The sequence below is a fragment of the Comamonas sp. Z3 genome (assembly GCF_008121565.1).
In the GTDB taxonomy this organism is placed as follows: Bacteria; Pseudomonadota; Gammaproteobacteria; order Burkholderiales; family Burkholderiaceae_C; genus Comamonas; species Comamonas brasiliensis.
Genome location: NZ_VOQU01000001.1, coordinates 389106 through 415741, shown reverse-complemented (window position 1 = coordinate 415741; position 26636 = coordinate 389106). Strand labels below are relative to the sequence as shown.

Genomic DNA, 26636 nt, shown 5'->3' with positions numbered 1-26636 from the left:
AAGACTAATAAAAACAATGGGTTGCGAAGCTGCTGTAATCTGGATTACGCTGAATTACAGAAAGCTGTAACCTACGAAACCCAGCGTTCATGCGGGTTTGCAGGCGATTTGATGGGCTGATTACGGAGGTTACGCTTTTCCCGAACCCACCCTGGGAACGGCTGGAGAAGATTCAAGTAATGTCTGCTTCGGTTGATGGCTGCTCATTGTTCGTTCCTGGGAGGGCCAACGTGGCCCTTGATGGGCTGAGTTTGACGAGACGACGTAGCTCAGGGAATTTAAGCTGGATGAATCAGTGGTCGGTGCCGATGCAGCTCAATATTTGGTGGAAGCCCAAAGCAGCCGCCATTTTCTTGCGGTGCTTTGGTGCTGTTTACTAGGCCAAACTTCTTAGGCTAGTACTTCTTTTCTACGAGTTTCAAAGCTTTTTCGCCAGTGCTTCAGCGATTCAATGTCTTGCCGTAATTCAGTCTCTTCGGGAATGAATACAGGAACCTCACGGGACTGGCTATGCTCATAGCACGAGTACTTTGTCATTAGTCCGTCAATGAGAGTGCAGTCGTCAGCGTTAATCACTGACAAGGCGGGAAGTTTGTTGTCTGTGGTGACGCTGCGTCGATGACGTCGCACGATTGAATATAGCAAGTCATCCTCAACCGTTCTCTCGAGCAGCTTGCGGAAGTCACCACAGATGCCCTGGGCTAGCGCTCGATATGCCTCGGCTCCGGACTCTTCGCCGGCTCTCTTGGCCCCTCCAAGCCTGTCCAGCAGGATGTTGTTCGCCTTCTCTGTCTTGGAGTTCCAGATTGCCTGTGCCACTGGATGGCCTGCAGCGCCAGAGTAGGATTCGATACATAGCTGAGTCAGATGAGTAGTCTTCCACTGCTCACCGACTTTACGAGCAACATCTTCCATTGCTCCGTACAGTGAAAGCCGATGGGTGAACACAAGCACCTGGCGAGTCTGAGCTAGCGCCGCGAGGCGTGTCGCTACAGCCCATTCAAAGTCATGATCCAGCGATGATATTGGGTCATCGAAGATAAAGGGCGCGCGCTGCGGCCTTTCAGTTACATCAGCAAGAAAGGCGGCCAGGGCAATGATTCGACGTTCGCCTTCGCTTAGCACTTCAGCAGGGATAGCCTGACCGTTCTTTGCTCCTTTCAAGCGAAGTTGATGTAAGACCTTGCCTCGATCGGTTCGCGATTTCACGATCTCTACTTGAATTCGCGAAGCACCGAGCAGCTTTAACTCATCATTAAAACGACTAACAAAGGCCTGTGTAATGACTTTTTCGGCTATCTCGCTTGCCTTTATCGACACTTTACGTGGATTCGCAAGTGCCTTCCAATCTTCAAAGGACTTCAGAGCATTCAGTCGCCCGACCTCTTTTCTAACTGCATCGGCCTGCTGAGATATCCAATGTCGTGCTTCCAAAGTTAGCTTGTCCTGCGCTGCTTTTTTCCGGTCAAATCCTTGAGCATCCAAGTCATGTTGTGCGGCATCTGCGTCAAGCGAAGCGCAATAGCTCTCTAATGAGACCAGTGCCTCCGACGTGTCTAGCACCGGAAGTATCGGTACTTCGGACTTTGCTGATTGCAGTGCCAGTCGTGCAGTTCTGGCCAGATTCCAGAATTTCGTCAAGTAATCAGTCCAGGCATCGCTTGTTAACGCGGCGGCCTCACATTGAGTCTTCAATTGGGCTTCTGTTGGCACCGTTGGCAAATTTTGAAGTGCTAACCTATAAGTTTTCTCCGCAGCGTCTGCCTCGGCTTCCAACTTGCTTTGGACAAATGACTCGAAATCGCGTAACCGCTGCTGGGCATCCTCTGCGAGCTCTTGATGGCAAAGCAAGCAACGCGCAGCATTAGTAACTGGAAATATTTTTCCTGGGTATGCAGTTTCTGAGTAGGCCCGAGCAGCCTCCCATAGTGCTCGCCAAGTACTGACTCCAAGCCCATCCAACTGCGCAGACGTTACGAGAGCGCCTTCTGTCGCGATTCGTCGCTTTTCCTCGGCAGTCTTCTGGAGCAGGTGAATAGCTTGAATCCCAGCGGCGTTGAAGGCACGTGTTCCTTGTTTTAGTGCATCGCTGATTTGCACTACCTGCTGCTTGGTTGCTCGGCGCTGGCGTGCAACGGCTGCAGGGTCAGTAACCTTCAAGCGTTCTGTCAGTGCGTTTAGCTCACTGGCCTGTGCATCGGTCCACGAAATAATTGCTTGAATCTCGGTCTCCGTCATATTTGGACGGAGAGCAGCGTAGCGGCTTGCAGGCTCAGTTGCCAAGTAGATCGGAGGCAGAACAGGGAGCACCGAAGTCAATTGATCTTGTTCCAACTGGAGCTGCGTTCTCACTCGGTCACAAGCTCCGGCCAAGGCCTCGAACATTGAAACCATCGGCGGTATGTACGCAGCGGCACTCTCTTTGGTTAGATAGTGGGTTGCTTCGTCACTATCAAATATGTCTACTGTACGTATTGCATCGATTGGTTGGCCATTGGCTGCCCAGATTACTGCGGACTCCTGGCTCCCCTGTTGAAAACCGATGCTGCATTGCTGCACTGCGGGAGCCTCTGCAAACACATTTGCCTTGAGAGTGACGGCTCTCGGTTTCCCGCTTGCTTTCTTCAAGATTCTTGTGTAACTAGACTTTCCAGAACCGTTGTGTCCATAGACGACAACCATGTTTCCAGTGCCAAAATCTAGAGGTGTTCGTGGGGCTAAGTTTTCAATGCCCTGAACTTCACCGATGCGTGTAAGGCGGAACTCACCAGCCGTCACGGCTGGCTGTGCTAGAGCGTTAAAAGTGCGGTGCTTGCTAACTTTTTGACCATTTTCGGTTTTGAGCAAGCTGCACACGTCTGTTACATCGGAATCCGTTAACAGTCCACTCGTCAGCAGCCGATCACAGGCCTCTTGGAGCCAATCCTGTTGGGTTAGCAACCATGTCTTGATGTCCTCACCTACGGTTCTCATTAAAGCCTCCAGCAAAGAATACTTTTGAACATTGAATTGTGCATTTTGTTACATGCGCGGGGTATGTCGTTTATGCCGTCTCTCATGAAATTGTCGTAAAAATGCCTCAGCCATAGCTTGGAGATTTCTATTAAGAGAAAAATACAGGTTTTCCTGAAAAATCGTAAAAGGGCAGTTCTTCTGTGCTGAAGAGAAAATCCTGACCTATCAAAAAATTGACACTGCCATATTGCAGCCGTTGATCGACGCAAGTTGAGATTGGTTTGAAATGTTCGACGTCGAATAAATTGAGAGTCAATGACGCTAGACCGTCACTCCTTTGGGGTAATTTTTGATGGCTTTAGAAAAGCTATATACCCGTTGCCAAATTCGATTGCTTGAGCGGCTCTATCTGCGCAAGGATCTGCAAAATTTCCGTAATATTCCGTAGTTCTGAAGATATGCACTTTTCCCGGCAAAGCCTTGTCAGATGCGGGTTTTGGCGGTGCGACCTTCTCGTAATTTGAGCTCCACGAAGCGGGCGGGCGCGGCGGGGGCGTCATGGCGCGCCACGGGGTTGAGAGGCGGTGTTCGACCTCCGGCAGATAGGGCTGCCATGGGACGCCAGCAGGCCAGAAAATGAACAGAGCGGACCTGTGGCGCGAGAAAATGGAAAGTCCAAGGTCGACAGAGAGCGGACGCAAAAAAAGGCGTATAACGCGCCCTGATCGTTTTGAGACTTGAACGCCCTGATTGCGTATTCCGGTCGAACTGACTGTCTGCGCCGACTGTGGCTAACTATGCTGCTGGTCGTGACCGATTGAGTTCTGCCAAGAGCTGCCGATGGCCGCGGATAAAAGCGGACGTTCAACGCATAGGTGAGCCACGCCCTGCAGTTGGGTGTCGGTCTAGACCGCAGTGTTAAGCCTCACTAGTAAAGTTGCAGCCATCCCTTGATGTCAGTGAAATCTTTTAGCTCCAGCTGACTCTCCATCTTCTCGGCCTCTTGGATGGCGTCCTTAGAGAAAAAGCTGGTCGTGACAATGATGCTCTTAGTGGGCTTGCGTAGGTGATGGACGCCAATCACCTCTCTGACAATGCCGACGCCGACTTTGTTGTCAGCCGCGTAACGCTTGCACTCGATATAGGTCAAGTAGCTGCTCACGGCATTTCTCACATGGGCAATGATGTCTCTTCCGCCGTCACGAGTTGCCTGAGTGAGTTCGACTTCAAATCCCAAGTCTTTAAGGATGCTAGCGACAAGTTCCTCGAACTTCCTTGGCGAGAGCTCATAAAGCTTCTGAGGGTGCTTCTTTAAGTACCTCTTAACTTCATCGTCAATCGACGTAACGATAAGAGCAGAGCTGTCCTCCCCCTTTGATTCAGGTGCGGCATAGAGCTCCTCCTGGAACGCGCCTGCTATCTCGATACGAAGCGCGGATGCGTACAGCTTTGACTCCGCATCCTGCTGGGTCTTCAGGCTGACCTCTCCCTCAAGATATCTGTATGCCCCGTCCTCTTCTTTGGCCAAGAGCACGTACGACCAGTCCTTGTCGAACGGATCGCGAATGATGGTCCCAGCAAGATCGAGCTCCGTGCTTTTGAACCAACCCCGCTCAGGAGAAAATCCCATGCGCTCAATGCCAAGCTGGTCGAACTCATCGCGCGAAATTTCAATGATGCTCATGTGTGACGACTCCTAACCGTGAGGGATAACGCGATGTAAGCCGCGCCGACCCGTAGGCCATATCTGGCTTACGCGCCACGCGGTTATGGAATCAGATCCGCGAACGAATCTGTTACAAATACTATAGCTGACTCGCGGAGCAGGCCTATGAGCAATGGGTGCGCCTGTTTGTGAAATAGCACGGTTTGCGGCATCGCGAAACATGGGCTTTTCAGGCCGTGCTGGCCAATTAGTGACGGCTTTCGAGCTTCTAGCTGGATGGCGGATCAGGGTCGTTTGTTGCCGGTGGCCAGAACAAGCAAGCCGGTCATCGCGTATCGGGATGATGGTCAATTAAGGCCAGCGCCCGCACTGATGGCTTGGGTTCGTCGGCTGCTATACCTTCTTGAACTGAAGCACGTCAGCCCCTTGGCGCAGCTTGTCCAGGTAGTCAGCCCAGGCTTGCATCATCGTCCGACGCTGATCCATGTATTCGGCCCGGTCGTAGGCCGCCCTTAACGGGCCACTTTTGCTGTGAGCTAGTTGAGCCTCGATCACATCAGCGTGGATGCCAGGCATGCGCTCAATCATCAAGGTTCTGGCCATTGCACGGAAGCCGTGCGCCGTCATCTCGTCACTACTGAAACCCATACGCCGCAGCGCAGCATTGATAGTCATGTTGGACATGGGCCGACCGTCTCCCCGATTGGCTGGAAAAACGTGCACTCGGTGTCCTGTAAGCAGCAGCATCTCACGCAAGGCTTCCACGGCCTGCCGAGCCAGTGGAACAAAGTGTGGCCTGCCGTTCAGCTTTCCTGCCTGGGTGCGCTTCATCTCCTGCGCAGGAATAGTCAGCATGGCGGCATCCAAATCAATCCACGCCCATTCCATCGACCTGATATTCACTGGACGCTGAAACAGCAAGGCCGACAACAGCAGCGCTCCGCGCGTGACAGGCTGGCCGGTATAGGCATCTATAGCCCGCATCAGTTCGCCTACCTTCACCGGCTCCAACAATGCTGCCATATGCTTGACGGATAGTGGCTTGAGCGCACCCTGCAAATCAGGGACGGGGTTACGCTCACACCGCCCGGTCTGAATGCCGTAGCGGAACACCTGACCTGCGTTTTTTCTCAGCGTGTGTGCCGCATCCACCGCACCGCGCTGCTCCACACGACGCAACACCCCCAGCATCATCGGCGGCGTGATGTCTGCAAGGGCCAATTTGCCCAGTGAGGGAAAAAAATCCTTCTCCAACAGCCGCAGCCACTTCGCTGCGTAACTTTCACTCCAGGCACTCGACTTGATACCGTGATATTCGCGGGCCACGGCCTCAAAGGTGTTTTCACCAGCTAAGGCACGCGCCGCCTTTGCCGCCTGCTTGACTAGGCCTGGGTCAAGATCACTGGCCAGCTGTTCTCTGGCAGCATCACGGCGCTTGCGGGCCTGGGCTAACGTCACGGCGGGGTATACGCCAAAGGCTACGGTTTTTTGCTTGCCACCAAAGCGGTAGGCCATGCGCCAATACCTACCGGATTTGGTCACATGCAAGTAAAGGCCGCCGCCATCGCTGTACTTGTCGCCAGCAGCCTTACCAGAATGTTTGACCTGCTTAACAAAAGTGTCTGTAAGGGGCATTTGTTGGTATGTCGTCCTGTTTGCATGTCAGATACCAACGAAAGTACCAACAATATGTTGGCATGTAAAGACATGGCATGACACGACGTGAGACAACAAAAAACCCGCAAAGCCTTTAGGCATGCGGGTTTTGAGATGTCTTGAAGTGACTTGCGATGAGAATCTGGCCTGCCCGACAGGGATCGAACCTGTGACCCACAGCTTAGAAGGCTGTTGCTCTATCCGACTGAGCTACGGGCAGTTTGACTGAAACAACCCAGCAAAGCTGGGTTGTTGAAAAATGGCTGTCGGGAATTGAACCCGCGTTAGCCTCTTATTCTAAGCGGCTTGCAAGGCATCGGTGCAAAATTGATGCGATTTCTGTAGTTGCAACGGACACCATGCGACACGACGTCAGCGCAACAAACGAGTACCTGATGCAATGCAAGGCATCATCGAAATATCGCTTTGCGTCAAACTGAAACAGGAATTTCAAATTTTCGAGCCCGATTTAGCGCTACATTAACACCCTTCGGAGCGTAGCGCAGCCTGGTAGCGCATCTGCTTTGGGAGCAGAGGGTCGCGAGTTCGAATCCCGCCGCTCCGACCAAACGATACAAGGCCTTGGGTTGCAAAACCCAAGGCCTTTTGTCTATACGCCGGTATCGCTCAAATGCTTCGCTGGTTGACCCGTTTGGACAGCTCTTCAGCACTTTCACGGCGCTCGCTATATCGATCCACCAGGTAGTCCGAACAGTCTCGCGTCAGCAGCGTGAACTTGACCAGCTCTTCCATCACATCCACCACTCGCTCGTAGTATGAAGAAGGCTTCATCCGGCCGGCCTCATCGAACTCGGCGAATGCCTTGGCAACGGAGGACTGATTGGGGATGGTGATCATGCGCATCCACCGGCCCAGTACCCGCATCTGGTTGACCGCATTGAAGGACTGCGAGCCACCCGAGACTTGCATCACCGCCAACGTCTTGCCTTGCGTCGGTCGCACGGCACCAGCGGACAAAGGGATCCAGTCTATCTGCGCTTTGAGGATGCTGCTCATCGCACCATGACGCTCAGGAGACGTCCAGACCATACCCTCGGCCCACACAGCCAGCTCACGCAGTTCCTTGACCTTTGGGTGATCGTCAGGGGCTCCATCGGGCTGCGGCAGGCCACGCGGATCGAAGATCCTGGTCTCGGCACCCATCTTGCGCAGCAGGCGCGCGGCCTCTTCGGTCAGCAGTCGGCTATAGGAGCGGTCGCGAACCGAGCCATACAGCAGCAGAATGCGCGGCGCATGCGCAGCACGTTGTGCGGGCAGCAAGCCTTCCAGGCTGGGCTTTTCAAATACTTGTTCGTCCAGATTCGGTAGATCAGAGCTTGCCAATTCGATTTCCTTTCGAGTCAATGACGGCTTCCCCGTCTTCTTTGGAAAATGCGGCCTGTTGAGGCTGCGGCAGGATGTCCAGTACGGCCTCCGAGGGACGGCACAAGCGGGTTCCCAGAGGGGTGACCACTATCGGCCGATTGATCAGGACGGGATGCTGCAGCATGAAGTCCACCAGTTGCTCGTCGGTCCATTGAGGATCGCCAAGGCCCAGTTCGTCATAAGGCGTACCTTTTTGACGCAACACATCGCGCACGGGCATGCCCATGGCCTGGATCAATCCCACCAGGGTGGCGCGATCAGGAGGCGTCTTCAGGTATTCAATGACCGTGGGCTCCTCCCCGCTGTTGCGAATCAGTGCCAAAACATTGCGGGAGGTGCCGCAAGCAGGGTTGTGATAAATCGTGATTTCACTCATAGCGCTATATTTCCGTTGCAAAGGTTCATGACGCCACGCTGAGCCGCAAGGCCAGCGCTGCAAGTGTGATGAGCAGCACGGGCATGGTCAGCACCGCACCGACTTTGAAGTAATAGCCCCAGCCAATGGTTGTGCCCTTCTTGGCGAGCACATGCAGCCAAAGGAGCGTGGCCAGGCTGCCAATCGGCGTGATCTTGGGGCCTAGATCGCAGCCGATCACATTGGCATACACCATGGCCTCCTTGACAGCCCCGCTAGCTGTGGAAGCATCGATGGACAAGGCTCCGATCAAGACTGTGGGCATGTTGTTCATGATGGAAGACAGCACCGCAGAGAGCACGCCTGTGCCCAGTGATGCGGTCCATACACCACCGGCTGCAAACTGATTCAGCAACACGGCGATGACATCCGTAAGGCCCGCGTTGCGCAGCCCGTAGACCACCAGATACATACCCAGCGAGAACACCACGATCTGCCATGGAGCGCCATGAAGCACCTTCCTGGTGCTGATGGCCTGGCCGCGCGCAGCCACCGCCAGCAAGATCGCAGCCCCCACGGCGGCCACGGCACTGACGGGAACGCCCAGAGGCTCCAGAGCGAAGAAGCCGACCAGAAGCAAGACCAGCACGGCCCAACCAGCCTGGAAGGTGGCCAGATCCTTGATCGCAGCCGATGGCTGCTTGAGCTGGGCCATGTCGTAGAAGGCAGGAATATCGCGTCGGAAAAACAGCAGCAGCACCCCGAGGCTGGCCAGGACCGAGACGATGTTGACCGGCACCATCACCGATGCGTAGTCGTTGAAGCCAATCTTGAAAAAGTCGGCGGAGACGATATTCACCAGATTGGAGACGATCAGCGGCAGGCTGGCAGTGTCGGCAATAAATCCGGCGGCCATGACAAACGCCAGCGTTGCTGCCGCAGAAAAGCCCAGCGCCAGCAGCATGGCCATCACGATGGGCGTGAGAATCAGGGCGGCTCCGTCATTGGCAAACAGGGCCGAAACGGCGGCCCCCAGCAGCACGATGAAAGCAAACAGCTTGACTCCGCTGCCGCCACCCCAGCGGGCAAAGTGCAGCGCGGCCCATTCAAAGAATCCGGCCTCATCCAGCAAAAGGCTGATGATGATGACGGCGACAAAGGTCGCCGTGGCATTCCAGACGATATTCCAGACCACCGGAATATCAGAAAGATGCACAACCCCCAGCAGCAGCGCGATACCGGCTCCCATCGAGGCGCTCCAGCCAATGCCAAGGCCGCGTGGCTGCCAGATGACCAGCGTCAAGGTGAAGATGAAAATCAGAATGGCCGTCAACATTGAACTGCTCCTCGCAACAACTACTTCAGCGCAGGCATAAAGCCGCAGCGTCTGGGGTGCAGGCAGCGCCCTGGCAGCAGTTCTCGGTGAGATAGCCCAGCAGGCCATTCATGACGGGGAACGCAGCGCGATAGAGCACATTGCGCCCCTGCCTCTCCTGACTCACGAGCTCGGCATGGAACAGCTCCTTAAGGTGAAATGACAGTGCATTGGGAGCGATACCCAGTTGCTGCGCCAATGCGCTGGGAGTCAGCCCTTCAGGCCCGGCAACCACCAACGCACGAAAAACGCGCAAACGTGCTTCATGGGCCAGCGCGGAGAGGGAACGGATCACTTGGGTTTCGTGCATAAGTAGATAATACAACTATTGTTGAATTATTGATGCAAAGTATCTGCGTTGCAGAAGGGCGATGGAAGGACCTATTTACGAACGCACACCAACTGGCAGCTTGTAGCCGCATCCAACTATGGTCTGAGACAATCGCGCCATGACCGATGAATCACCGATCCACACCGTCCACAAGCGCGTTTGCCAGTCCTTCCTGAGGCACTGGAAGGCCCACAACAACGCCTACCCCAAGCTCATCAAAATGCCACCGGAAGAGCTGCGGCAGTTCAACATCGTCAACTCCTTCGGCAAGCCCAACGAGTTATGGGGCGTTCCGATCGAGATCGACGCCAGCACCACGGGCGTGATGATTGCGGTCGATGGAACGGAAATGCCCTTGGTCGAAGGCTATTGAGGGGGCGCCGTACCTCTGCATGAGAACATGCCAAAAGCCCGCCAAGGCGGGCCTGTTTGCGGGCTGTCAGGGCGCGGCTAGCGCTTCATCTGATCACAAGTGCTTTTCTGTTTTGCCGCAGTCAAGGTGCCCCACTTCTTCTTGAAGTCGGATGCGTAGCCGGCATACATCTTGTCGTAGCTGGCGGAAGTCACGCCGAGGTCCTTGATCGCCGCGTCGCGTTGCTTGATGCGGCCAGCCTCCACATCCTGGGCGCTCATGTGTCCACAAGCCAGAGCGAGCTCATTCATGCTCGCAGCCATATTGATGGTGCCTGAAGCCATCGCCGCTTTTGCATCATCGGCATGTGCAGAAAAAGCCATGCCTGCCGACATCGATGCTGCCAAGATCATCAGTGCTGCTTTCATGAGCATTCATCTCCTCAAGTGTGAGCGAGCATCGTACTGACTTCATCGCGTACGACTACCCCTCGCCGGAGGGGATGTGCTTCAGAGTCGCTCTGATACATTCCTTCGCAGAGGAGGATTGGGACAGATGAGAGCTTTTCAGGGAACAGCCGCTTTGTTGGTCGCCTTGTTCTGCGGACCACATCTGCATGCGCAGCAGATCACAGGAAATGAGCTGTACCAATGGCTTTCTGAAGCAAAAAGCTCTCAAGCGGGTATCACGTCGGACGGCCAACAGACCAACATCGCTCGCGGGTATGTTTTAGGAGTTACCGAAACACTGGTGTCATCCAAAATCATCTGCATACCAGATGGCATCACACGCGACCAGATCTTGGACATCATGCCTATGATGCTCCACGCCCGGCCCCAGCTCAGGCACTTGAATGCCAACCGACTGGTCGCATCAGCATTGCACGATGTCTTCCCCTGCAAGCCAAAGTAGATTGCAACTGCTCTGCGACATTCCTTCACTCGGGATGAATAAGAGAGATGTGAGCTTGTCAGATTGCCACAGCTGGCGTGGCCTTTGTAGTTCCAGCTGGGCGCGCAATCAAACCGCTGGTTGTGAGTAACTGCCCCGTACAGTCGTCAAGAGCCCCTTCCGCGCATCTGCCCACCACATTCCGAGGCCCTGAGGGGGCGATAGCGGCCCCGCCGCGGCCTCCAGCGACTGAAGTCAAGCGTAAAGCAGCGTCTGACATGCTGACAGGATCGGGCAAAGATAACCGTCCTGCCCCGGACTACGATGGTTACTCCCACACATCATTACCAAACAAGGCTGCCATGCCACACCAAATCCAGAAGCTAGAACAACTGCGCGAATTCACGCTGGGCATGCAGGCCGCGTTCCTTGCAGTCATGGGGGCCCTCATCAGCACACACCCCGATCCCAAAACGCTGCGCGCTGTTCTGGAGCTATACCGGCAACGCGAACTTGCCTATATTGAAGACAAGGAATTGTCGAAGCCCGCGCTGGACGCGTTCCTTCATATGTGGGCCCGGGTCGACTCAGAAAGCCAGCACTCCCTGAAAATGCGTCAGCAGCAACTTCGAGCTCGGGGCTGAAGCACGCATCAAACTGGACCCGCATTGCGCCATCAGCGCGGCGGCCTCCAACATGCCTGCTGCAGCACATAACCTTCGCTGCCGTGCGCATTGCGAAAGCTATTGCAGCCCTTCTGCGCTCAGCGCCTTTCTCACCGCGGGCCTCTCACGCATACGCAAATACCAGCTCCTAAGATTTTCGAGACCATCGAAGTGAATATTGGCCTTGTATGTGGGAAAAAGCCACTCGGCCTGTCCCCATTGGGTTAAGGCATACAGGTATCAATCAGCAACCGAGTATTCGCCCGTTAGAAATCTCCTTCCCGCAAGTTGTGCATTGATCCTCTCGTAGCGTTTTTCCAGCTTGGGCTTTGCTGATTGTGTGCCATACCTTCCGGCTTGTACCGGATAGAGCAGTGGTATGAATCCCTTGTGGATTTCAGAAGTTAAAAAATTGAGCCATTCTTGGAGCCGGTAGCGCTCTATGGAGCCATGTGCCGGAGCCAGCTGCAAGTCAGGGCTGAGGTCCGCAAGGTACTGCAGTATTGCCGGGCCTTCACGCAGCAATCTGCCGTCGTTCAGATCCAGAAGTGGTGCATAGCCAAAGGGGTTGAGGTGCAGGAAGTTTCGCCCATCCTCGGTCACATGCGTTTTGGTAGTCCACCTTGACGGGTGTGAAGTCCAGCTCCAATTCGTGCAGGACGATATGAGGGGCTAGCGAGCAGGCCGCGGGGATGCAGTACAGCTTCATCGCAGTATTCCGATCTATGACATGCGCTGTGACATACAGCGCTGAAGGCTAGTTTTCATCGACCGGCAAAAAATCTGCAGATAGGTTAAAAAAATATACCTAGACCACCGTTTGGAGAGATGTGCCATGAAGGTCAATGTCAGTGGCTGCTCAGTCGAAGAGGCCATGCGGTTGCTGGGAGGTCGATGGCGCTTATTAATAGTCTCCTATCTTGTAGATTGACCTAAGAGACTCAACGAGTTGCGCCGAGACATAACAGGAATTTCGCAGCGCTCACTGACCTTGGACCTGCGTGCTCTCGAAAAGTCAGGCCTAGTCAAAAGAACGGTGTGGCCCAGTGCTCCCGTCCGGGTCGATTACGAGTTGACGCTCGATGGCAAGCGCTTGAAACCCGTAGTCAACGTAATGAAAGAGTTTGGGATGTGGCTGAAACAAAAAAGCTAGCACTTGCCGGTAGGCCAAAGATGAGGCCCTCTTGAGTCTGAAGTCTCGGCCGCTCTGGCCACAAGCTGCCCCCTGCGCAGAACCCCAAGCAGTTATGCGCGCTGCTTTTTCAGCCGTATATCGCCGCTCCCAATATCGACTTCATCGCCCCATCCGAGGTAACGATAGGGACGCGCAGCTCGGCTTTCTTTGGCGATCTCAAGCCAGGCTGATGCATGTTGCTGAAATAAGGCTTGCTCACAGGCATGGGTGAGAGCTGTTCCGATTCCGCATCCTTCATGCTCGGGCAGTACAAATAGCGCAAACAGACATGCGCTGTCCAGGTCCACCATGGCGAACCCGACGACATCATCATTGACAGCGGCAACCCAAGAGCAAGGAGCACCGAGAACCGCCTGCGAAATGGAGTCTGGCGTGACACCGATGGCAGACAGTTCCTCTGCGGTCATGGTGTCCTCCCCGACAGCGGCTCTGACTCTGAACATGGCATCCATATCGGAGACAGACGCAGGTCGAATTTGAGGAGTAGGAGCCTTGCTTTTCATCGCCAAATTCTAGGTGGCCCAAGCCTGTGATCATGCAATGAGCAACCGCATCTGCGCAGCATAAAGCGACACATGGACTACAGCTGAGTCAGTTCAATCGAATCCGTGAATCGCAGTGCCTCATCAAGCAAGCTTTGCAGCGCCACGGCCGCTATGGTGCGATCCACCAAGTGATCAATGAAATAAAACCCGTCCGGCTCTACAACGTAGCCATACGCATCGCACATCAACTCTCTATTTACTGCATTTGGCAGCTTTTGTAGCAAGGCAGCGGGGTCGTAACTGCCCGGCACAGAAAATTTGATTTTGTACTCTAGTCCCATGTCTCTCGGTCTGGCTTCAGGGTAGCCGAGCTTATCCCATGGCCAAACGCGATGAGCCGCTGCCTATATGGCGTTACGCTGCAACTGCTCTGGTCAGCCATAACTATCTGTAAGCTTCAGCCCCCCGCTCCAGCGGGCTTTTTTTACGCCCACCAGTCGTCTCGGATTTCATTGATCACCCAGGCCACCAGCACGGCCAGGATCCAAAGGCCAACCATTTGCATCATGAGGGTAGACATCGCCGCTCTCCTTGAAGTGCGTGATGCCCCAATGGTGCACCCTCCTCGCCCGTGGTTCAAGCGCGAACAGCTCAGCCAATACGGGCTTTTGCAGCTCTCCACATGTGAATAGGATAGTAAAAAGGCTTTTTGGCTAGTGTTTATTCACAGCACAAGGTCAGCATTTCTATACTTCATCCACTATGGCAAAACCGCTGCAATGGGTCCCCCGGCTCATGCATCGGCACGGTAGGGCAAGCAGAAGGCGTCACAGACGGTAGCGGGATACAAGAGATCGACGTTCGCTCAAGTCAGTATTCCTCTGCCCCGGATGGAATCGGCAACAGGAACATCGAAAGACCACGCGAAATCCATCCGCTAGGCCCATACGGCGGTGAGACATTCCGGGAAGCCAAGAGCAGCAGCGCCCACAGAGCAGTCGGCACCAGGCCCTGAGCGACATCAGGGACGCCTGATTCAGCCAGGACAGACGGCCAATGAGCCGCCCTGAATCAGAGCGATGAAGTCTCTTGGGTTCCAGCCATCTTCGGACGGCTTATTGGCGTCTGGATATTTTGAAATGTGAGTCTTCAAGCTGCCGCAATCTCCATGTGCCCTCCCCTGCAGGGCTTTAGCTGTGACTTCACCGTGAGTTCACACCGCCAGGCGGGGCTTTTTATGCAGCAGCACAGACCTCGGGGTCAGTACTGCGAGCGCCAGCGGTCATCCGGGCGTCTGTCCGGGCGATTGGGTCGCTGGTCCCGGTCGTTCTGCTCATACTCATAGCGTCCCCCACGATCGCTGTCGTAGCGGCCTCCGTGGCCGTGACCGTAGTACCCATCGTGCGGAGCAACGATACAACCACCCAGTGATGCAGCAACGGCCACCACAGCAGCCAGAGCAGACAGTTTCTTCATGGCAACTCCTTATTGGTTGTTGCCACCAGTCTAGGACTCATAGTCAGACCGGCCTGTAAACAAATATTCCCCTTACTCGCCATCAGTAACGATTCCTGATGCCTGCCCGCAGCATTCGCTCGCGGGCTTTTTTGCCTACAGGAGATCTCATGCCCACCCGTAACGAGCACCACCCTATTGATGACGAGCTCGCGCAACGCCTGCGCAAAAAAGGAAGGCTTGTGAAATGGCCGCGCATCCATACCCCGGCTCTAGCGCTGCTCCTGGCTGCCCTGCTCCTGCTCGCACCGGCCTTGGAACAAAGCTACTGATCTCCCTGCACTGGCTGCTGACCCTGGTTGGTTTTTTCTGCCTGATCGGTGCGACCGTGGTGATGACACTCAGGCCCGACGCAAGGCCGATGTAGGCGCAACCGCCGCAATGTTGATCGCTGCTCGCGCAGCACTACGGAATCACTCATGACAACTGTTCTTGAAGGCCTGATTCTCCTCCATCTGCATGGCGCTGGCCTGACTGGCCAGCCCTTGCGCCCGGGCCGATGCCCCCCCTACCCGGCCAAGGCACTGCGCGACTAGTTCGTGTGCCCGGGCATGCATGCCCAGTGGCTGGACGACAAGACCGTGCAGTGCCCGAAAGAAAAGCCGACATGCCCGCGGTGCTGCCTGCGCTCCCACTACATATTGCTGCGCACGAAGAACGGGCCGTCCCCGCCAGTCCATGGCTGCATATTGCGGCCGTACATCCAGCGATCACTGTCGGCCCCCATGCTCATGGAGCCCATGGGCTGGCTGGCGCCCTGAGCTGGCATCGAGCCCGAATCACGCCCCGGCATCATCGAACATCCCGCCAGCATGCTGGCAACAGCCGCAATCAGAAGTAGCGCTTTCATGACAACCCCTTGAGAAAGTGAAGTCTCTCAGGCTATTCCTGTTGCGCCCCCTGCTTGTAAGTTCTTGTTGAACCGCCGGTTTGCCTACCCAGTTCGTATGCCTGAGCCGCTCAGGGGCTGCCTTTGAACATCCTGTCCCGATGCGCGATCAGGGTACGGTTCATCACCTGATCCACCGCATACAAATACTGGTCATTCGCCAGTTGTCCGCGGCCGTTGGACGCGAGCCAGGTGCGTCCTCGCTGCGACACGGATGCAGCGTAGAAGTACTCGCCCAGTGCAGTGCCTGTATACGTCGCGCCCACCGCAATACGATGCGAAGCAAAGTCCAGGTAGAGGCAGAAGTCACGTGGTGCTCTCCAGCAATCGGACACCGCGCTGGTCAACCCTGATACGCCGCCCTGCTTGTAGACCTGCAGCGAATCAGAAACAGCCTTCTTCACCTCGCTGGCTATGGAGTTGGCTTCCTTTGCCGCCACTCCGCCAGAAAGGAGGGCCAAGCAGATGGATGCCAGCAAGCACGCAATGGCTTTTGCTTTCATGACATGACACACAAACAGCATCTCCAATCACTCAAGTTGCTATCTGTGGTCAATTTTGGGACTGCTGGCGTCTTGAATTATTGCAGTGCAGCAAGAAATCCACCGAATGCACAATCAGCCGATTCTTTTTGGGACTCTCAATGTTCAGGGCAGTCCTGCTGAGGGCTGGGCAAAAGGCCTTGCAGAGCCTGAACTAGGCACCGACCAGAAACTACCGAGCTCTGTAAGCCATTTTTTCTTGCTGGGTGTGCAAGACGCTGTCCATGACTTGTTCTACCGCCTGCAGATATTGGACATTGGCTTTGGGGCTTCGAGCGCTTAACGAGAGCCAGGCATGGGCCCGCTCCAGGGAGGTCGACGTGTAGAAATACTTGTCAACAGCCGTGCCGCTGCGGTTCGCATTGGCAGCAATCCGCTGCGAAGCAACATCCAGATAAAGGCAGAAATCACGCGGCTGTTGCCAGCAGTCCGACACAGCCCCCTTCAACCCGGCCATGCCATGACTTCGATAAGTCTTCAAAGATTCTGAAGCAGCTTTGTTGACTTCACTGGCGACAACATTTGAGCTCTGCCCAAAGCACTCCAAAGCAAATGAAGTAGCGCAAATTGCCGCTATAACAACTGCAATAGCTCTAAATTTCATGGCCTGCTTCGATTATTGAAAACGCAATTTATCTATCTCATTTTGATAGCACCCAAGTCATTCTCTTGAGCCCAGGCGGTCGAATTATTTCAATTTTTAATGGAAAACCATAGCCACATCAGCATGTATTAGCCACCGCGCTCAAGACGCTTAATCAATTACGCACATTCTCAATACTTGGCAAGGCGATCTGCAGCCGCGCGAGGATGCCAGGGGCTGCACAACAAGACCACTGCACCTGAAGATACACCCACGCCTTCACCCTAATAGCCCCAACTATGTCCGCCCGGGTAGGTAGCTCCGCCGCTCAGTCCCGAACCTGGCCATGGCCACAAACTGCCTTGATTTTCATGGCCCTCATTGCCGCGATCTGGTGCCTTCTCTCGGCCCCAATCATTGTCAAAGTCGCTCGAGCGACCTGGCTGCGGGATCTCGTTGTTTCGAAGATCCTGATCTGCATTCCTCTCCATCTGGTTGGAGCCCGGCATCGCACCCTGCCCGTTCGCAGGCGCCTGAATCGCGCATCCAGCCAGCATCAAGGCGGCCGCAACCAGTGCAAATAGCTCTCTCATGGCAGCTCTTTCTACAAGTGTTTCTGACAACAGCCTAGTCCTACTGGGAAACACCTCTGTAAGGCGATGTTCCTCTGTAGGAGATCGTCAACTCAAAGAACACCGCCAACGGCGGACTCATTCATTCAGGAGCAGCTATGTTTAAAAACATGAGCATTTACCGCATTTCCGATCGCTGACAAGGCGACCTCCAGAGGCTGGAGGATGCCCTGCAAAAGGCAATCCTTGCCGAATGTGGCGTCACACAAGAGCACTCCGCCGGCTGGGTGCCGCCACGCGGTGAGAAGCACGGCCCGCTGGTCGAATCCGTGGCCGGGCAGCGGATGATGCGCTTCATGGCAGAGGTCAAGGTGCTGCCCGCAAGCGTGCTTAATCGCAAGCTCAACGCGAAGGCTGAGCACATTGAGAAATCCGAGGGCCGCAAGCCCGGCAAGAAAGAGGGATCTGCTGCCCACGGTCTCTACAAAACAAGGCGGCATGCGGGTATGCATCGACCTGCAGACCCGTACCCTGGTCCTCGGCACGAGTGTCCAAAGCCGCGCCGATGAGATCGTCATGCTGCTGGTTGAAGGCCTCCCGGCTTTGCGGTGGCGTTGGTGGATACACAGACCAGCCCACAGGCAGCCATGGTGCATTGGCTGCTCGCCTGGGAGCCGCCCGCGGGCTTCACAGCCGACCGCGCGAGACAGAGCTGAAAGCCTGCGATGAATCCAAGGCTGTCGTGCGCTACGCCCGCCACCCCCTGGATATTGACGAAGTCCGCCAACACATCGAGCACGGCAAGCTCCCCGCCAGACTGGCCAGGACCTGGGAGCACCGGGTGAGCTTCGTGCTTGCCGAAGCTTCCAGATTAAGAACATCGCGCTGCGGGATGCAGCGATGGATGGCAGCAGCCAGGACGACGGCGGCTTCGACACCGATGCGAGCATTGCCACGGGCGAGCTTTCAAGCCTGATTCCCGACATGATAGATGCACTGGGGGAGAAGCTCGCTCCACTCGATCAGCCTCTGCGCGACCTGATGGAATCGGTCAAGTCTGAAGCCGGATTGGGGCGTCCGAAGAGATAGCCCTGAAATTGCGAATATCCCAGATCAACGAGCATGGTGTGCTGGCTATGATCTTCAACGCCTTCCACGATAGCCTCCATCCCCATCAGCTCGGAAATCTCCAGGATCTTTTTCAGCAGGCTCTTCGAGGACTCGCTTGACTTGGCATCCTTGATGAACTGCCTGTCGATCTTGATTTTCTGGACCGGCAAAGACTTCAGTATGGCGAGCGATGAGAACCCCGAGCCGAAATCATCGAGAGCCCATCGGATACCAAAGTCTCTTAATTGCTGAATTTTCAAACTTGCTTTTTCAGCATCCATGCTCAAAGCCGACTCTGTCAGTTCAAGTTCTATCAAACCAGGATCGACTCCCGCCGCCTGTACAACCTTGATGACATCAAACACAAAATCATCATCGATGAGCTGCACCGGACTCACATTGACCGCAATGTACTTATTCTGCAGCAAGGGATCTTCAGACCACTCTCTCAGCAGATGACAGGACTGACGCAGAACTTCCAGCCCAATATCTCTGATCACAAAACTCTCTTCCGCCAGTGGAATAAATTTGTCCGGAGATAAAAGACCACGCTCTCGGTGCATCCATCTGACAAGAGCCTCCGCACCCAACGGATTTCCATCCTTATCAACTTGAATCTGATAGTGCACCACTATTTCGTTATTTGAAACAGCCTGGGCCAGATTAAATGCCAAGTCGACCTTTGCATTCAAATTTGCAATATAGATTTTCAGTATGCAGGCCAGAACCAGCGTGGAAAAAAGATAATTGCTGATGCAGCCTATCCATCGGATATTTTCAGGTGGAGAAATACTGGATACATCCATATCCATGAGTCCGACGCCGAAGATTGCAAAAAGAATCAAGCACAATCTTGGGAAGATGATCCCCATATATCTGTCTTTCTGATTAAAGACAAACACCACCCCAATTGCCAGCGGCAAAAAGTACACATGCGCAGAGCGCGGAACATCTTCGATAGGACTGTCAATCAAAGAGATGGCGATCACGATCAACAGCAGTGCATGCGCTATACCGGCAAGATATTGGTAGCTGAATTTCTTGGCAGAAAAATAAGAACAGACACCCACAAAAAACAAAGCCACAAAGATTAAAGCCAGATCGATTCTTGAGAAAAACGAATAGCATATAGTCCAGAAAATGCCGAGCGAGGTACATACCAGAGTATTCAACTGCAAAAGCAGTCTGATTTTTATGGCCCGATCGCTCTTCGGAAATTTTTTTCCCAGCCACTCCACTTCTCTATAGTGAGCCTGCTCTTTATTTTCCGCATCTACCAATTTAAATTACTCCATACTTTTAAACCAAGTAGATGTTCCCAACCTACAGCCGAGCTCTCTTAATCATATATTACAATTTGTTTCAATGTATTATTTTTTCACTATGCATATTTTTCAATTGATAGTGAGTCCATTGATTTCATATCAATGACATATAGGCCGCGCGCAGCTAGAAGCCCCATGACCTACAAGCAAATGGACGGCTTCTCACGACCTGAGTGCCAGCCGCAATAGCCCTAGATGGGTGTCATTCACCCAAGCCCCTAACCCTTTATGCCCGCCATTGAGTGGGCTTTTTCTTTGGAGGTATCAATGAGTCTTACGCTGGAGGTTCAGCTTCAAGAAATCACAGAGATCGTCGCCTGACTGCTGCATGACCACGCAAAGCCGCCCTCTGCCCCCTCGCAGCTCTATGAGGCGGGAATATCGCCCACGCGAATGACGACAGGCTCCTGACCCTGATCGTGCTTTGTCGCGGCCAGCCCATGGATTTCTTGCCAGTGAGCTCTGTAAGCCTCCAAGCTCTGCTGCGCTCCGGCTAGGTCCTTGGCCCCTGTCAAACGCTCAAGCGCGTCACCACTGATAGCCGCTGATCGAGCCTCATTGTTGGCCTGGTACTCAAACACAACTCTACGCGGGCTCATTGCGTATGTTGCACCGGCATCCATTTGATCCATACATGCCTCACTGAATTCATCAGCAGAAGTTTACCCATAGGCAGCCACTATGCGGGCATTTTTGCATTCTGGAGCCAACGACGCACCCTCAACGCGTCGTCACCGCGCATTGCACTGAAAGGCAATGCCGACATTAAGCACCAGCCCACTCCATCCACACATGCGTTTTCAAGCCGCCGAACACCTCGTCCCAACCTGAAATTGAGCCCTTGATTCATGAAGCCTTCAGATACGCAAGCTGCTGCACCCACTGCCAATGATGTGCCCGTCAACGCCCCCCGAGTGGGTTCTGGCCTCCAAGTACGAGGAACTCACGGAGGTCACGATAAAGACGGTCAAACAACGCAAAAAAGTCCGGCACCTGGCGCGCGGGTGCCCAAGTCGCCGTCGTTCACCACCGCCTTTACGTCAACATCAAGGCCGCCTATCAATGGATAAAAGACCACCTGCCCAAACAACACCGCCCGGCGTAAAGATCTGCCCATGGTCTCCGGTGCCCGGCTCCAGATTGCCTTCACCGAGGGTCAGGAATGTCGCGAACTGCAGCCCCCTTGCCGAATCAACAGGAGCAGCATCCTTGCGCGATGAATCAGGTGCAAGATTGCCGACGGTACCTATTCCTATGTGGACTACTTGCCAGACAGTCCCAAGGCTGTAGCTTCTTCCAAAAGCAACCCGCTCATGGAAACGTTGCTGCAAAAGCAACTGGCCATCGATGTCCGCCAGGTGAAGAACTGGCAAATGCCCCCTTCCACCTACAACGGCTACGCCAAAGCCATCACTGAAGAGCGCATGCGCCGCTGGCATGGGTGCAGGTGGGTGAGGTGCTACCCAGTCTGCCGTGACTGGGTTTCGGAAATGGACTGCGCCAGCAAGGCCATACGGAACATGCTTATCCCACTGCGCAGCCTATTTGAGGATGCCCTGAATGATGAGCTGATCGCCTGCAGTCCTTTCGAGCGCATCGCTTTGTCTAAACTGATCAGGTAAACGGCCAAGGTCAGCGACTATGTGGTGACGCCATTCACTGCAGCGGAGCGCGAGGCCATCCTCAAGGCCTGCCGCCCCGACGAACGGCCCATGTTCCAGTTCTGGTTTGAGACACGCCTGCGCCCAGGCGAGCTGCAGGCGTTGCAGTGGAACCACATCGATTGGGATCGAGCCGTTGCCCGGATAGAGCTCAATCAGGTCGCAGACGTGATCAAGGGACCCAAGACAGCTGCCGGCATTCGTGATGTGGAACTGTCTGCCGAGGCACTCGCTGCGCTGCGAGCCCAGCGCCCTATTTCCGAGCTCAAGGGCGAACGCATCTGACTCAATCCACGCACGAGCGAACCTTGGAGCACCGATGCCCAGATCCGCAAGACACTCTGGCAGCCGGTCTGCAAGCGCGCCGAAGTGGAGTACCGCAACCCGTACCAAGTCCGCCACACCTATGCCTCGGCCCTACTGACGGCCGGCGCCAATCCCTGGTACGTGGCCAGCCAGTTGCGGCACTAGGATGTGGAGATGGTGTCCCGGACGTATGGCAAGTTCATCCGGGAGGACTACCAGAAGCCGAAACCGGCCCTGCGCGCTGTCAACTGAGATCGGTGCATTCCGCGTGCATTTCACGTGCATTCTTGCGCACCATCCTGCACCATCCAGACAAAAGAAAACCGCCCTACACCTTGCATTTACTTGGTGTAGGGCGGTGGTGGATGGTGGGCTGGCGGGAATTGAATCTTCCCTTGAAACCAGCATAAACCAAAGACTTTTGAAAATTTTTATGTCTTGATGTTCCCCATGTTGTTCCCCCGTTGGAGCAAATTTAAGGCTGGATTGGGTTGGAACACTTAAGACATAAATTTATTGGCAAATTATTGCACATGCTCAGCGCAAAAAAGGCAAAAAACGGTGCCGGATACGGATTTGAATGAGGACAGTGAATTTTTGGCTCAGCTGAAACTGCCCCCCATAAAGGTTTGAATTTTCCACAATTGTTCACCTCGTTCAAAGACCTCTTTGGACAACTATAGGCTGATGGACTAAACCGCTCGCGCGGTAGTCCGCCGCGAAGGCCCTGACGCGGAATACACATCGCACCCCTGTCTATGTTGGTGAATGAGGCAATCGGCCTCGTTCTTCGACAGGAGTGCGATCATGACCCCCTCGATTCAAACCATCTCCCCGTTGCGTCAGCGCATGCTCGACGACATGCGAATGCGCAAGCTGCAGCCTCGTACGCAGGAAGCCTATATCCGTGCTGTGCGCAATCTGGCCGCCTACCTAAAGCGCTCGCCTGACACCGCCACCGTCGAGGATTTGCGCAACTTCCAGCTGCATTTGGTGGATGCAGGATCATCACCCACCACACTGAACGCCACGCTCACAGGTCTGAAGTTCTTCTTTGACGTGACGCTCGGTCACATTGAGCTGATGGCCAAGATGCAGCCTGTGAAGTTGCCTAGAACCTTGCCTGTGGTTCTCAGCAGCAAGGAAGTCTCACGCCTGCTGGCAGCGGCCTACAACATCAAGCACCAAGTGGCTCTGTCTGTGGCCTATGGCGCAGGTTTGCGTGCCAGCGAAGTGGTGCACTTGCGGGTCACGGATGTGGATAGCCAGCGCATGACCTTGCGCATCGAGCAAGGCAAGGGGGCCAAGGATCGCTATGCCATGCTCAGCCCCGTTGTTCTGCAGCGCCTGCGCACATGGTGGCATCTGGCACATGCCCAGGGCAAGATGTTGCCCGGTGGATGGCTGTTTCCGGGTATGACGGCCCTGGAGCCCCTGACGATTCGCCAGCTCAATCGTGCCGTTCATGCTGCCGCCGAAGCGGCAGGCATCGACAAACGCGTCACGACGCACACCCTGCGCCATAGCTTTGCCACACATCTGCTGGAGCGCAAGGTCGATATCCGTGTGATTCAGGTTCTGCTGGGTCACCAGAAGCTGGAGACTACTTCGATCTATGCCCATGTGGCGACCGATCTGCTGCGTGATGTGATCGGCCCACTGGAGCCAATGCAAACAAGCTGAGAGGCACTCGTGCAGCGGCCCTCCTTGGAGGTTGCCGACATCTTTCTTCAACATGGCGCAGCCTGGCGTGAGAGCCAGCGTGGCCACCTGAGCCTGTCTCAGCTCAAGGTGATGTCGGCCATTGAACAGTGCCGTACAGCGGCACTGGGTGGTCATGTTTTGCGCTGCGAAGGCTGCGCAGCAGAGCAAGTTTCCTATAACTCCTGCCGTAACCGCCACTGCCCCAAGTGCCAGAGTGCAGCCGCCAAGCGCTGGCTGGATGCCCGTCAGACTGATCTGCTGCCCGTGGAGTATTACCACGTGGTCTTCACCTTGCCTGCACCGATTGCCGATCTGGCTTACCAGAACAAGGCTGAACTCTATGGGTTGCTGTTTGATGTCGCTGCCGAGGTATTGCAAACCATCGCTGCAGACCCCAAGCACCTTGGAGCTCGTATTGGGGCTACCTTGGTACTGCACACCTGGGGTTCTGCCTTGACCCATCACCCCCATGTGCACGGGATCGTGCCTGGTGGTGGTTTGGCGGATGAGGGGCGACGCTGGAAGGCTTGCCGGCCTGGGTTCTTCCTGCCAGTGCGCGTGCTGTCCCGGCTGATGCGTAGGCGCTTTCTTGAAGAACTGCTGCGCCTTCATCAAACGGGCGGGCTCAGGTTCTTTGGAGCACTGGCTGGTCTGGCCGACGCAGGGCACTTCAGGCAATGGCTAGCCCCCATGCGTCAATGTGAATGGGTGGTTTACGCCAAGCGTCCATTTGCAGGGCCGCAGGCGGTACTGGCCTATCTCTCCCGCTACACGCACCGTGTCGCCATCTCCAACAGCCGGTTGATTGCCATGGATGCGCACGGGGTGAGCTTGCGCTGGAAGGACTACCGGGCCAAGGGCCGCACACGCCACAAGACTATGACCTTGGCTCCCGAAGAGTTCATGCGCCGATTCTTGTTGCATGTGCTGCCCTGCGGCTTCCACCGCATCAGGCACTATGGTTTGCTGGCCAACGGTGCTCGCAAGAGCTGTCTGTCTTTGGCGCGTGAGCTGCTGCAAGTCGCACCAGCACAGGCCGCGAGCGACACCGAGAAGTCTGTGCAAACGGTTATGTCAGAGAGGAAGACAACACCTGTATTTTTCTGCTGGCATTGCGGCAAAGCCCTGAGCGTCTTGCAAGGCTTTGTGCGTGGGCAAGCCATCCGTGCACCACCAGCATCATGAGCACCGCACCTTCAAACCTCAAAGCGATGTCGATGTCCACCAGCAACTCGACGGAGGAAGCGCACGCCTGTTTGCGGCACGTGTGGAGTTACGGATGCCATGGAGGCTGCCTAGAGGTGCAACAGCCATATGGCGGGCTGCACTTGGCTTATTACCAGGCTGAATCTTTGCTCTTGAGCATGCTGAGCGTCTGGGTAGCTGCACTCCGGATCGCAGAAGTCAGACTCAAATCCCCATAGCGTTTGCGCCCGGAACACCAACATAGGCGTGTTCCGCGGTTTCCACCATCGAGGCTTGTGCGACACCTGCCCTCAGGCAGGGTTGATCGTCGCGTGGGGGTGTCGTTCCGGGCAGGTATCCCACAACCCTAAACTGATTGAGTCGTTCGCGCTTCAGGCCTTAGGCGACCGCTCCTGCCAAGAGCAGCCGTTGAGCCCCGCTGGCCTAACCGACAGCTAGTCGTTCCAGTCCAATGTCGTGGGCCGACGAGCAACAATAGTTAGGATCGACTTGCGTACATGTAGAGTCGCGACCACTACATTCAAGGGAGGCACGAAGATGGATAACCTATTTGCCAATCGGACGGTGCACAGGGACTTCCTGATCAACGAACTTACTCGGCGAGATGTTCAGGGTTGTGACGTCTTCATTGCCGTAGCGTTCTTCACTGAAACCAATGTTGTCCAAAAACTTCTAGACCACGGCTGCAAGGTTTGGCTGGTGGTAAGGCTGGGCTTTCCGACCTGTCCTGCTGCTGTCGAGTGGGCGATGAGCCACCCGAATGTCCAACTTCGCGTCTATACGGCGCGTTCATTCCATCCAAAACTCTATCTTTTCGGCGATAACAAGGCGTTGGTGGGGTCGGCCAACCTAACAAGAGCGGCCATCACAGCGAATCAAGAAATCGTAGTGGGACTTGACGATAGTGACGAACGTTTGCCTGAGCTCGCAGCGATATTCCAAGACTACTGGGAAAGCGCTGACGTTCCCACAGGCGAAATGTTGGCACAGTACAGGATGTTGTACCGCAAGTACGAGCAGCACAGCAACGCTGCAGAATTGCTTGCTGACGAGGTTGCAGAGTTGCTCGGCAAGACCGCACCGAACAACATCGCCCGCGGACAGCCAAAGCCCAGGTCCGATTCTCTCTTTCGTTCAAGCTTTCGAAAGTCCTACCAAGAGTGCGTGTCGGCATTCAGCATTGTGCGAGATGCATACGCAGCGAGCGGCTATAGGAAGGTCAGCGAGCAGGACGTTCCACTCCGTCTTGAGGTTGACTCCTTCATGAGTTTCATTCGGCAAAAACACGCCACCGGGGAGTCTTGGCAGCAGTCCCCCTACCGAACCGTCGAGGAGCAGCGAACCATCTTGCGACCACTCATTGACGAGTGGTCATCTATACCATGGCCTTACTTCGAGAACACCATCGTCGGCGAGACCTATCCACGCCTGCAGCGCGTATTCAAGTCAAAGGAGACAATTCTCGCGGCCTCGGACGATGACCTGTTTGACGCCCTATCCACTCTGCACAGTTTCGGCGACCGCCTCCGCTTCTATCGCGGCGGGAAAGAAACTTGGAGAGATGAGTTCATCAATAGCAACGACCCCGAACGCGCCAGAGAGGCGCTTGCGCATTTGGTGTTCGGGCGTGGGGACGTAGTAGACAGGATGGCTGATGCTGTCAATGGCGACGGCAAGATTAAGGCTTTCGGTAAGGCCAACGTTCAGGAACTCATCGGCTGGTGCAACAAGGAAGAACTCCCCATCCTTAATAGCCGAACGACAAAAGTGCTGCGCTACTTGGGATCCAGAGTTCGACAGATCCACTGACCTGCCACTGCGTAGCGGTATCAGTTGTGCGACTGTCCTGATTGATTTCTAAAAGGCAAGAAGTTCGGTTCATCTTCGCTGTGCTTGTCGATCGGACCAAGT

General features: G+C 55.0%; 25 protein-coding genes, 2 tRNA genes and 3 pseudogenes. 12 read left to right on the top strand and 18 right to left on the bottom strand.

Translation table 11 applies throughout. The annotated features are described in order from the left end of the window. Positions 1–390: 390 nt before the first annotated feature. The 4 genes from FSY59_RS02015 to FSY59_RS02000 all read right to left on the bottom strand — a co-directional run bounded on the left by FSY59_RS02015 (position 391) and on the right by FSY59_RS02000 (position 6497). Positions 391–2973 (bottom strand): AAA family ATPase, encoded by a 2583-nt coding sequence (locus tag FSY59_RS02015; protein WP_148728362.1) that lies wholly within the window; start codon positions 2971–2973, stop codon positions 391–393. Positions 2974–3883: 910 nt separating this feature from the next. Then, entirely contained in the window at positions 3884–4639 is a 756-nt protein-coding gene (locus FSY59_RS02010) for a restriction endonuclease (protein ID WP_148728361.1), read from the bottom strand. A 375-nt stretch (positions 4640–5014) separates the two neighbouring features. After that, the gene (locus FSY59_RS02005) at positions 5015–6256 is read right to left on the bottom strand and encodes an integrase arm-type DNA-binding domain-containing protein (protein ID WP_148728360.1); all 1242 of its coding nucleotides are present in this window, start codon (positions 6254–6256) and stop codon (positions 5015–5017) included. Positions 6257–6420: 164 nt separating this feature from the next. Further along, positions 6421–6497, bottom strand: a tRNA-Arg gene (locus FSY59_RS02000). A 271-nt stretch (positions 6498–6768) separates the two neighbouring features. Between FSY59_RS02000 and FSY59_RS01995 the strand changes: the two genes are divergently transcribed. After that, positions 6769–6845: transfer RNA gene (locus FSY59_RS01995), tRNA-Pro, on the top strand. 59 nt (positions 6846–6904) lie between these two features. Here the strand turns inward: FSY59_RS01995 and arsH are convergent. The 4 genes from arsH to FSY59_RS01975 are packed head-to-tail and all read right to left on the bottom strand — an operon-like array spanning position 6905 to position 9703. Next, positions 6905–7621, bottom strand: a complete 717-nt coding sequence (gene arsH / locus FSY59_RS01990; RefSeq protein ID WP_003057103.1) for an arsenical resistance protein ArsH — start codon at positions 7619–7621, stop codon at positions 6905–6907. Continuing rightward, a complete protein-coding gene (arsC, locus tag FSY59_RS01985) occupies positions 7608–8039 on the bottom strand; it encodes an arsenate reductase (glutaredoxin) (RefSeq protein WP_148728359.1) in 432 nt (143 codons plus the stop codon). Before arsC ends, arsH begins: the two co-directional genes overlap by 14 nt. Before the next feature lie 25 nt (positions 8040–8064). Further along, complete coding sequence (locus FSY59_RS01980; RefSeq protein WP_148728358.1) at positions 8065–9354, bottom strand: arsenic transporter; 1290 nt, start codon at positions 9352–9354, stop codon at positions 8065–8067. A 25-nt stretch (positions 9355–9379) separates the two neighbouring features. Next, entirely contained in the window at positions 9380–9703 is a 324-nt protein-coding gene (locus FSY59_RS01975; protein ID WP_148728357.1) for a helix-turn-helix transcriptional regulator, read from the bottom strand. 139 nt (positions 9704–9842) lie between these two features. On the opposite strand from FSY59_RS01975, the gene FSY59_RS01970 reads away from it, so the two are divergent. After that, positions 9843–10097, top strand: coding sequence for a hypothetical protein (locus FSY59_RS01970; RefSeq protein ID WP_043371760.1), 255 nt, complete (start codon positions 9843–9845; stop codon positions 10095–10097). A gap of 77 nt (positions 10098–10174) precedes the next feature. Here the strand turns inward: FSY59_RS01970 and FSY59_RS01965 are convergent, their stop codons facing one another. Then, positions 10175–10504 (bottom strand): hypothetical protein, encoded by a 330-nt coding sequence (locus FSY59_RS01965; RefSeq protein ID WP_148728356.1) that lies wholly within the window; start codon positions 10502–10504, stop codon positions 10175–10177. A gap of 127 nt (positions 10505–10631) precedes the next feature. On the opposite strand from FSY59_RS01965, the gene FSY59_RS01960 reads away from it, so the two are divergent. Then, positions 10632–10988 (top strand): Rap1a/Tai family immunity protein, encoded by a 357-nt coding sequence (locus tag FSY59_RS01960; RefSeq protein WP_148728355.1) that lies wholly within the window; start codon positions 10632–10634, stop codon positions 10986–10988. Positions 10989–11245: 257 nt separating this feature from the next. Next, positions 11246–11611, top strand: a complete 366-nt coding sequence (locus FSY59_RS01955) for a hypothetical protein (RefSeq protein ID WP_148728354.1) — start codon at positions 11246–11248, stop codon at positions 11609–11611. 99 nt (positions 11612–11710) lie between these two features. On the opposite strand, the pseudogene FSY59_RS01950 reads toward FSY59_RS01955, so the two are convergent. Then, positions 11711–12341 (bottom strand): annotated as a pseudogene (locus FSY59_RS01950) (glutathione binding-like protein). Positions 12342–12467: 126 nt separating this feature from the next. Here FSY59_RS01950 and FSY59_RS01945 point away from each other — a divergent pair. Beyond that, positions 12468–12785: pseudogene (locus FSY59_RS01945) on the top strand (winged helix-turn-helix transcriptional regulator). Between the two features lie 92 nt (positions 12786–12877). Here FSY59_RS01945 and FSY59_RS01940 read toward each other — a convergent pair. The 3 genes from FSY59_RS01940 to FSY59_RS01930 form a co-directional block, all read right to left on the bottom strand. Next, the gene (locus tag FSY59_RS01940) at positions 12878–13234 is read right to left on the bottom strand and encodes a GNAT family N-acetyltransferase (protein ID WP_255439099.1); all 357 of its coding nucleotides are present in this window, start codon (positions 13232–13234) and stop codon (positions 12878–12880) included. A gap of 173 nt (positions 13235–13407) precedes the next feature. Beyond that, positions 13408–13653: a hypothetical protein gene (locus FSY59_RS01935; protein WP_003057115.1), complete on the bottom strand. Its 246-nt coding sequence runs from the start codon at positions 13651–13653 to the stop codon at positions 13408–13410. 919 nt (positions 13654–14572) lie between these two features. Beyond that, entirely contained in the window at positions 14573–14788 is a 216-nt protein-coding gene (locus tag FSY59_RS01930; RefSeq protein ID WP_187427873.1) for a hypothetical protein, read from the bottom strand. A gap of 149 nt (positions 14789–14937) precedes the next feature. On the opposite strand from FSY59_RS01930, the gene FSY59_RS01925 reads away from it, so the two are divergent. Further along, the gene (locus FSY59_RS01925; protein WP_172671659.1) at positions 14938–15099 is read left to right on the top strand and encodes a hypothetical protein; all 162 of its coding nucleotides are present in this window, start codon (positions 14938–14940) and stop codon (positions 15097–15099) included. A 362-nt stretch (positions 15100–15461) separates the two neighbouring features. Here the strand turns inward: FSY59_RS01925 and FSY59_RS01915 are convergent, their stop codons facing one another. The 3 genes from FSY59_RS01915 to FSY59_RS01905 all read right to left on the bottom strand — a co-directional run bounded on the left by FSY59_RS01915 (position 15462) and on the right by FSY59_RS01905 (position 16862). Further along, complete coding sequence (locus tag FSY59_RS01915; RefSeq protein WP_019043953.1) at positions 15462–15677, bottom strand: hypothetical protein; 216 nt, start codon at positions 15675–15677, stop codon at positions 15462–15464. 110 nt (positions 15678–15787) lie between these two features. After that, positions 15788–16219 (bottom strand): hypothetical protein, encoded by a 432-nt coding sequence (locus tag FSY59_RS01910; RefSeq protein ID WP_255439098.1) that lies wholly within the window; start codon positions 16217–16219, stop codon positions 15788–15790. A gap of 211 nt (positions 16220–16430) precedes the next feature. After that, on the bottom strand, positions 16431–16862 hold the full coding sequence (locus FSY59_RS01905; protein ID WP_255439097.1) for a hypothetical protein: 432 nt from the start codon (positions 16860–16862) through the stop codon (positions 16431–16433). Positions 16863–17631: 769 nt separating this feature from the next. Here FSY59_RS01905 and FSY59_RS01900 point away from each other — a divergent pair. Continuing rightward, positions 17632–18502 (top strand): annotated as a pseudogene (locus tag FSY59_RS01900) (recombination-associated protein RdgC). Here the strand turns inward: FSY59_RS01900 and FSY59_RS01895 are convergent. Both FSY59_RS01895 and FSY59_RS01890 read right to left on the bottom strand, forming a co-directional pair. Then, a complete protein-coding gene (locus FSY59_RS01895) occupies positions 18436–19803 on the bottom strand; it encodes an EAL domain-containing protein (RefSeq protein ID WP_148728350.1) in 1368 nt (455 codons plus the stop codon). The pseudogene FSY59_RS01900 and the gene FSY59_RS01895 overlap by 67 nt on opposite strands. Before the next feature lie 410 nt (positions 19804–20213). Next, a complete protein-coding gene (locus tag FSY59_RS01890) occupies positions 20214–20447 on the bottom strand; it encodes a DUF1488 family protein (RefSeq protein ID WP_235214385.1) in 234 nt (77 codons plus the stop codon). Positions 20448–21161: 714 nt separating this feature from the next. On the opposite strand from FSY59_RS01890, the gene FSY59_RS27600 reads away from it, so the two are divergent. From FSY59_RS27600 to FSY59_RS01865, 5 genes are all read left to right on the top strand, one after another. Continuing rightward, positions 21162–21470, top strand: coding sequence for a hypothetical protein (locus tag FSY59_RS27600; protein ID WP_255439096.1), 309 nt, complete (start codon positions 21162–21164; stop codon positions 21468–21470). 24 nt (positions 21471–21494) lie between these two features. Continuing rightward, complete coding sequence (locus FSY59_RS27595; RefSeq protein WP_255439095.1) at positions 21495–21794, top strand: tyrosine-type recombinase/integrase; 300 nt, start codon at positions 21495–21497, stop codon at positions 21792–21794. 828 nt (positions 21795–22622) lie between these two features. Continuing rightward, the gene (locus FSY59_RS01875) at positions 22623–23498 is read left to right on the top strand and encodes a site-specific integrase (RefSeq protein ID WP_054075400.1); all 876 of its coding nucleotides are present in this window, start codon (positions 22623–22625) and stop codon (positions 23496–23498) included. Between the two features lie 9 nt (positions 23499–23507). Next, positions 23508–24704 (top strand): IS91 family transposase, encoded by a 1197-nt coding sequence (locus FSY59_RS01870; protein WP_054075399.1) that lies wholly within the window; start codon positions 23508–23510, stop codon positions 24702–24704. A gap of 558 nt (positions 24705–25262) precedes the next feature. After that, positions 25263–26534 carry a phospholipase D family protein gene (locus tag FSY59_RS01865; protein ID WP_054075398.1) on the top strand — a complete coding sequence of 424 codons (1272 nt, stop codon included), beginning with the start codon at positions 25263–25265 and terminating at the stop codon, positions 26532–26534. The last annotated feature ends 102 nt before the right edge of the window (positions 26535–26636 follow it).

Bases quoted from the DNA above. Each gene is read 5' to 3' on its own strand.
- FSY59_RS01930 (WP_187427873.1), bottom strand. From the start codon at position 14,788: ATGAAGAAACTGTCTGCTCTGGCTGCTGTGGTGGCCGTTGCTGCATCA.
- FSY59_RS01925 (WP_172671659.1), top strand. From the start codon at position 14,938: ATGCCCACCCGTAACGAGCACCACCCTATTGATGACGAGCTCGCGCAA.
- FSY59_RS01965 (WP_148728356.1), bottom strand. From the start codon at position 10,504: ATGAAAGCAGCACTGATGATCTTGGCAGCATCGATGTCGGCAGGCATG.
- FSY59_RS02005 (WP_148728360.1), bottom strand. From the start codon at position 6,256: ATGCCCCTTACAGACACTTTTGTTAAGCAGGTCAAACATTCTGGTAAG.
- FSY59_RS01940 (WP_255439099.1), bottom strand. From the start codon at position 13,234: ATGACCGCAGAGGAACTGTCTGCCATCGGTGTCACGCCAGACTCCATT.
- FSY59_RS01890 (WP_235214385.1), bottom strand. From the start codon at position 20,447: ATGAGCCCGCGTAGAGTTGTGTTTGAGTACCAGGCCAACAATGAGGCT.
- FSY59_RS01955 (WP_148728354.1), top strand. From the start codon at position 11,246: ATGCTGACAGGATCGGGCAAAGATAACCGTCCTGCCCCGGACTACGAT.
- FSY59_RS01935 (WP_003057115.1), bottom strand. From the start codon at position 13,653: ATGGGACTAGAGTACAAAATCAAATTTTCTGTGCCGGGCAGTTACGAC.
- FSY59_RS01915 (WP_019043953.1), bottom strand. From the start codon at position 15,677: ATGAAAGCGCTACTTCTGATTGCGGCTGTTGCCAGCATGCTGGCGGGA.
- FSY59_RS01865 (WP_054075398.1), top strand. From the start codon at position 25,263: ATGGATAACCTATTTGCCAATCGGACGGTGCACAGGGACTTCCTGATC.
- FSY59_RS01975 (WP_148728357.1), bottom strand. From the start codon at position 9,703: ATGCACGAAACCCAAGTGATCCGTTCCCTCTCCGCGCTGGCCCATGAA.
- FSY59_RS27600 (WP_255439096.1), top strand. From the start codon at position 21,162: ATGGAAACGTTGCTGCAAAAGCAACTGGCCATCGATGTCCGCCAGGTG.
- FSY59_RS01980 (WP_148728358.1), bottom strand. From the start codon at position 9,354: ATGTTGACGGCCATTCTGATTTTCATCTTCACCTTGACGCTGGTCATC.
- FSY59_RS01875 (WP_054075400.1), top strand. From the start codon at position 22,623: ATGACCCCCTCGATTCAAACCATCTCCCCGTTGCGTCAGCGCATGCTC.
- FSY59_RS01960 (WP_148728355.1), top strand. From the start codon at position 10,632: ATGAGAGCTTTTCAGGGAACAGCCGCTTTGTTGGTCGCCTTGTTCTGC.
- FSY59_RS01905 (WP_255439097.1), bottom strand. From the start codon at position 16,862: ATGAAATTTAGAGCTATTGCAGTTGTTATAGCGGCAATTTGCGCTACT.
- FSY59_RS01910 (WP_255439098.1), bottom strand. From the start codon at position 16,219: ATGAAAGCAAAAGCCATTGCGTGCTTGCTGGCATCCATCTGCTTGGCC.
- arsC (WP_148728359.1), bottom strand. From the start codon at position 8,039: ATGAGTGAAATCACGATTTATCACAACCCTGCTTGCGGCACCTCCCGC.
- FSY59_RS02015 (WP_148728362.1), bottom strand. From the start codon at position 2,973: ATGAGAACCGTAGGTGAGGACATCAAGACATGGTTGCTAACCCAACAG.
- FSY59_RS01970 (WP_043371760.1), top strand. From the start codon at position 9,843: ATGACCGATGAATCACCGATCCACACCGTCCACAAGCGCGTTTGCCAG.
- FSY59_RS02010 (WP_148728361.1), bottom strand. From the start codon at position 4,639: ATGAGCATCATTGAAATTTCGCGCGATGAGTTCGACCAGCTTGGCATT.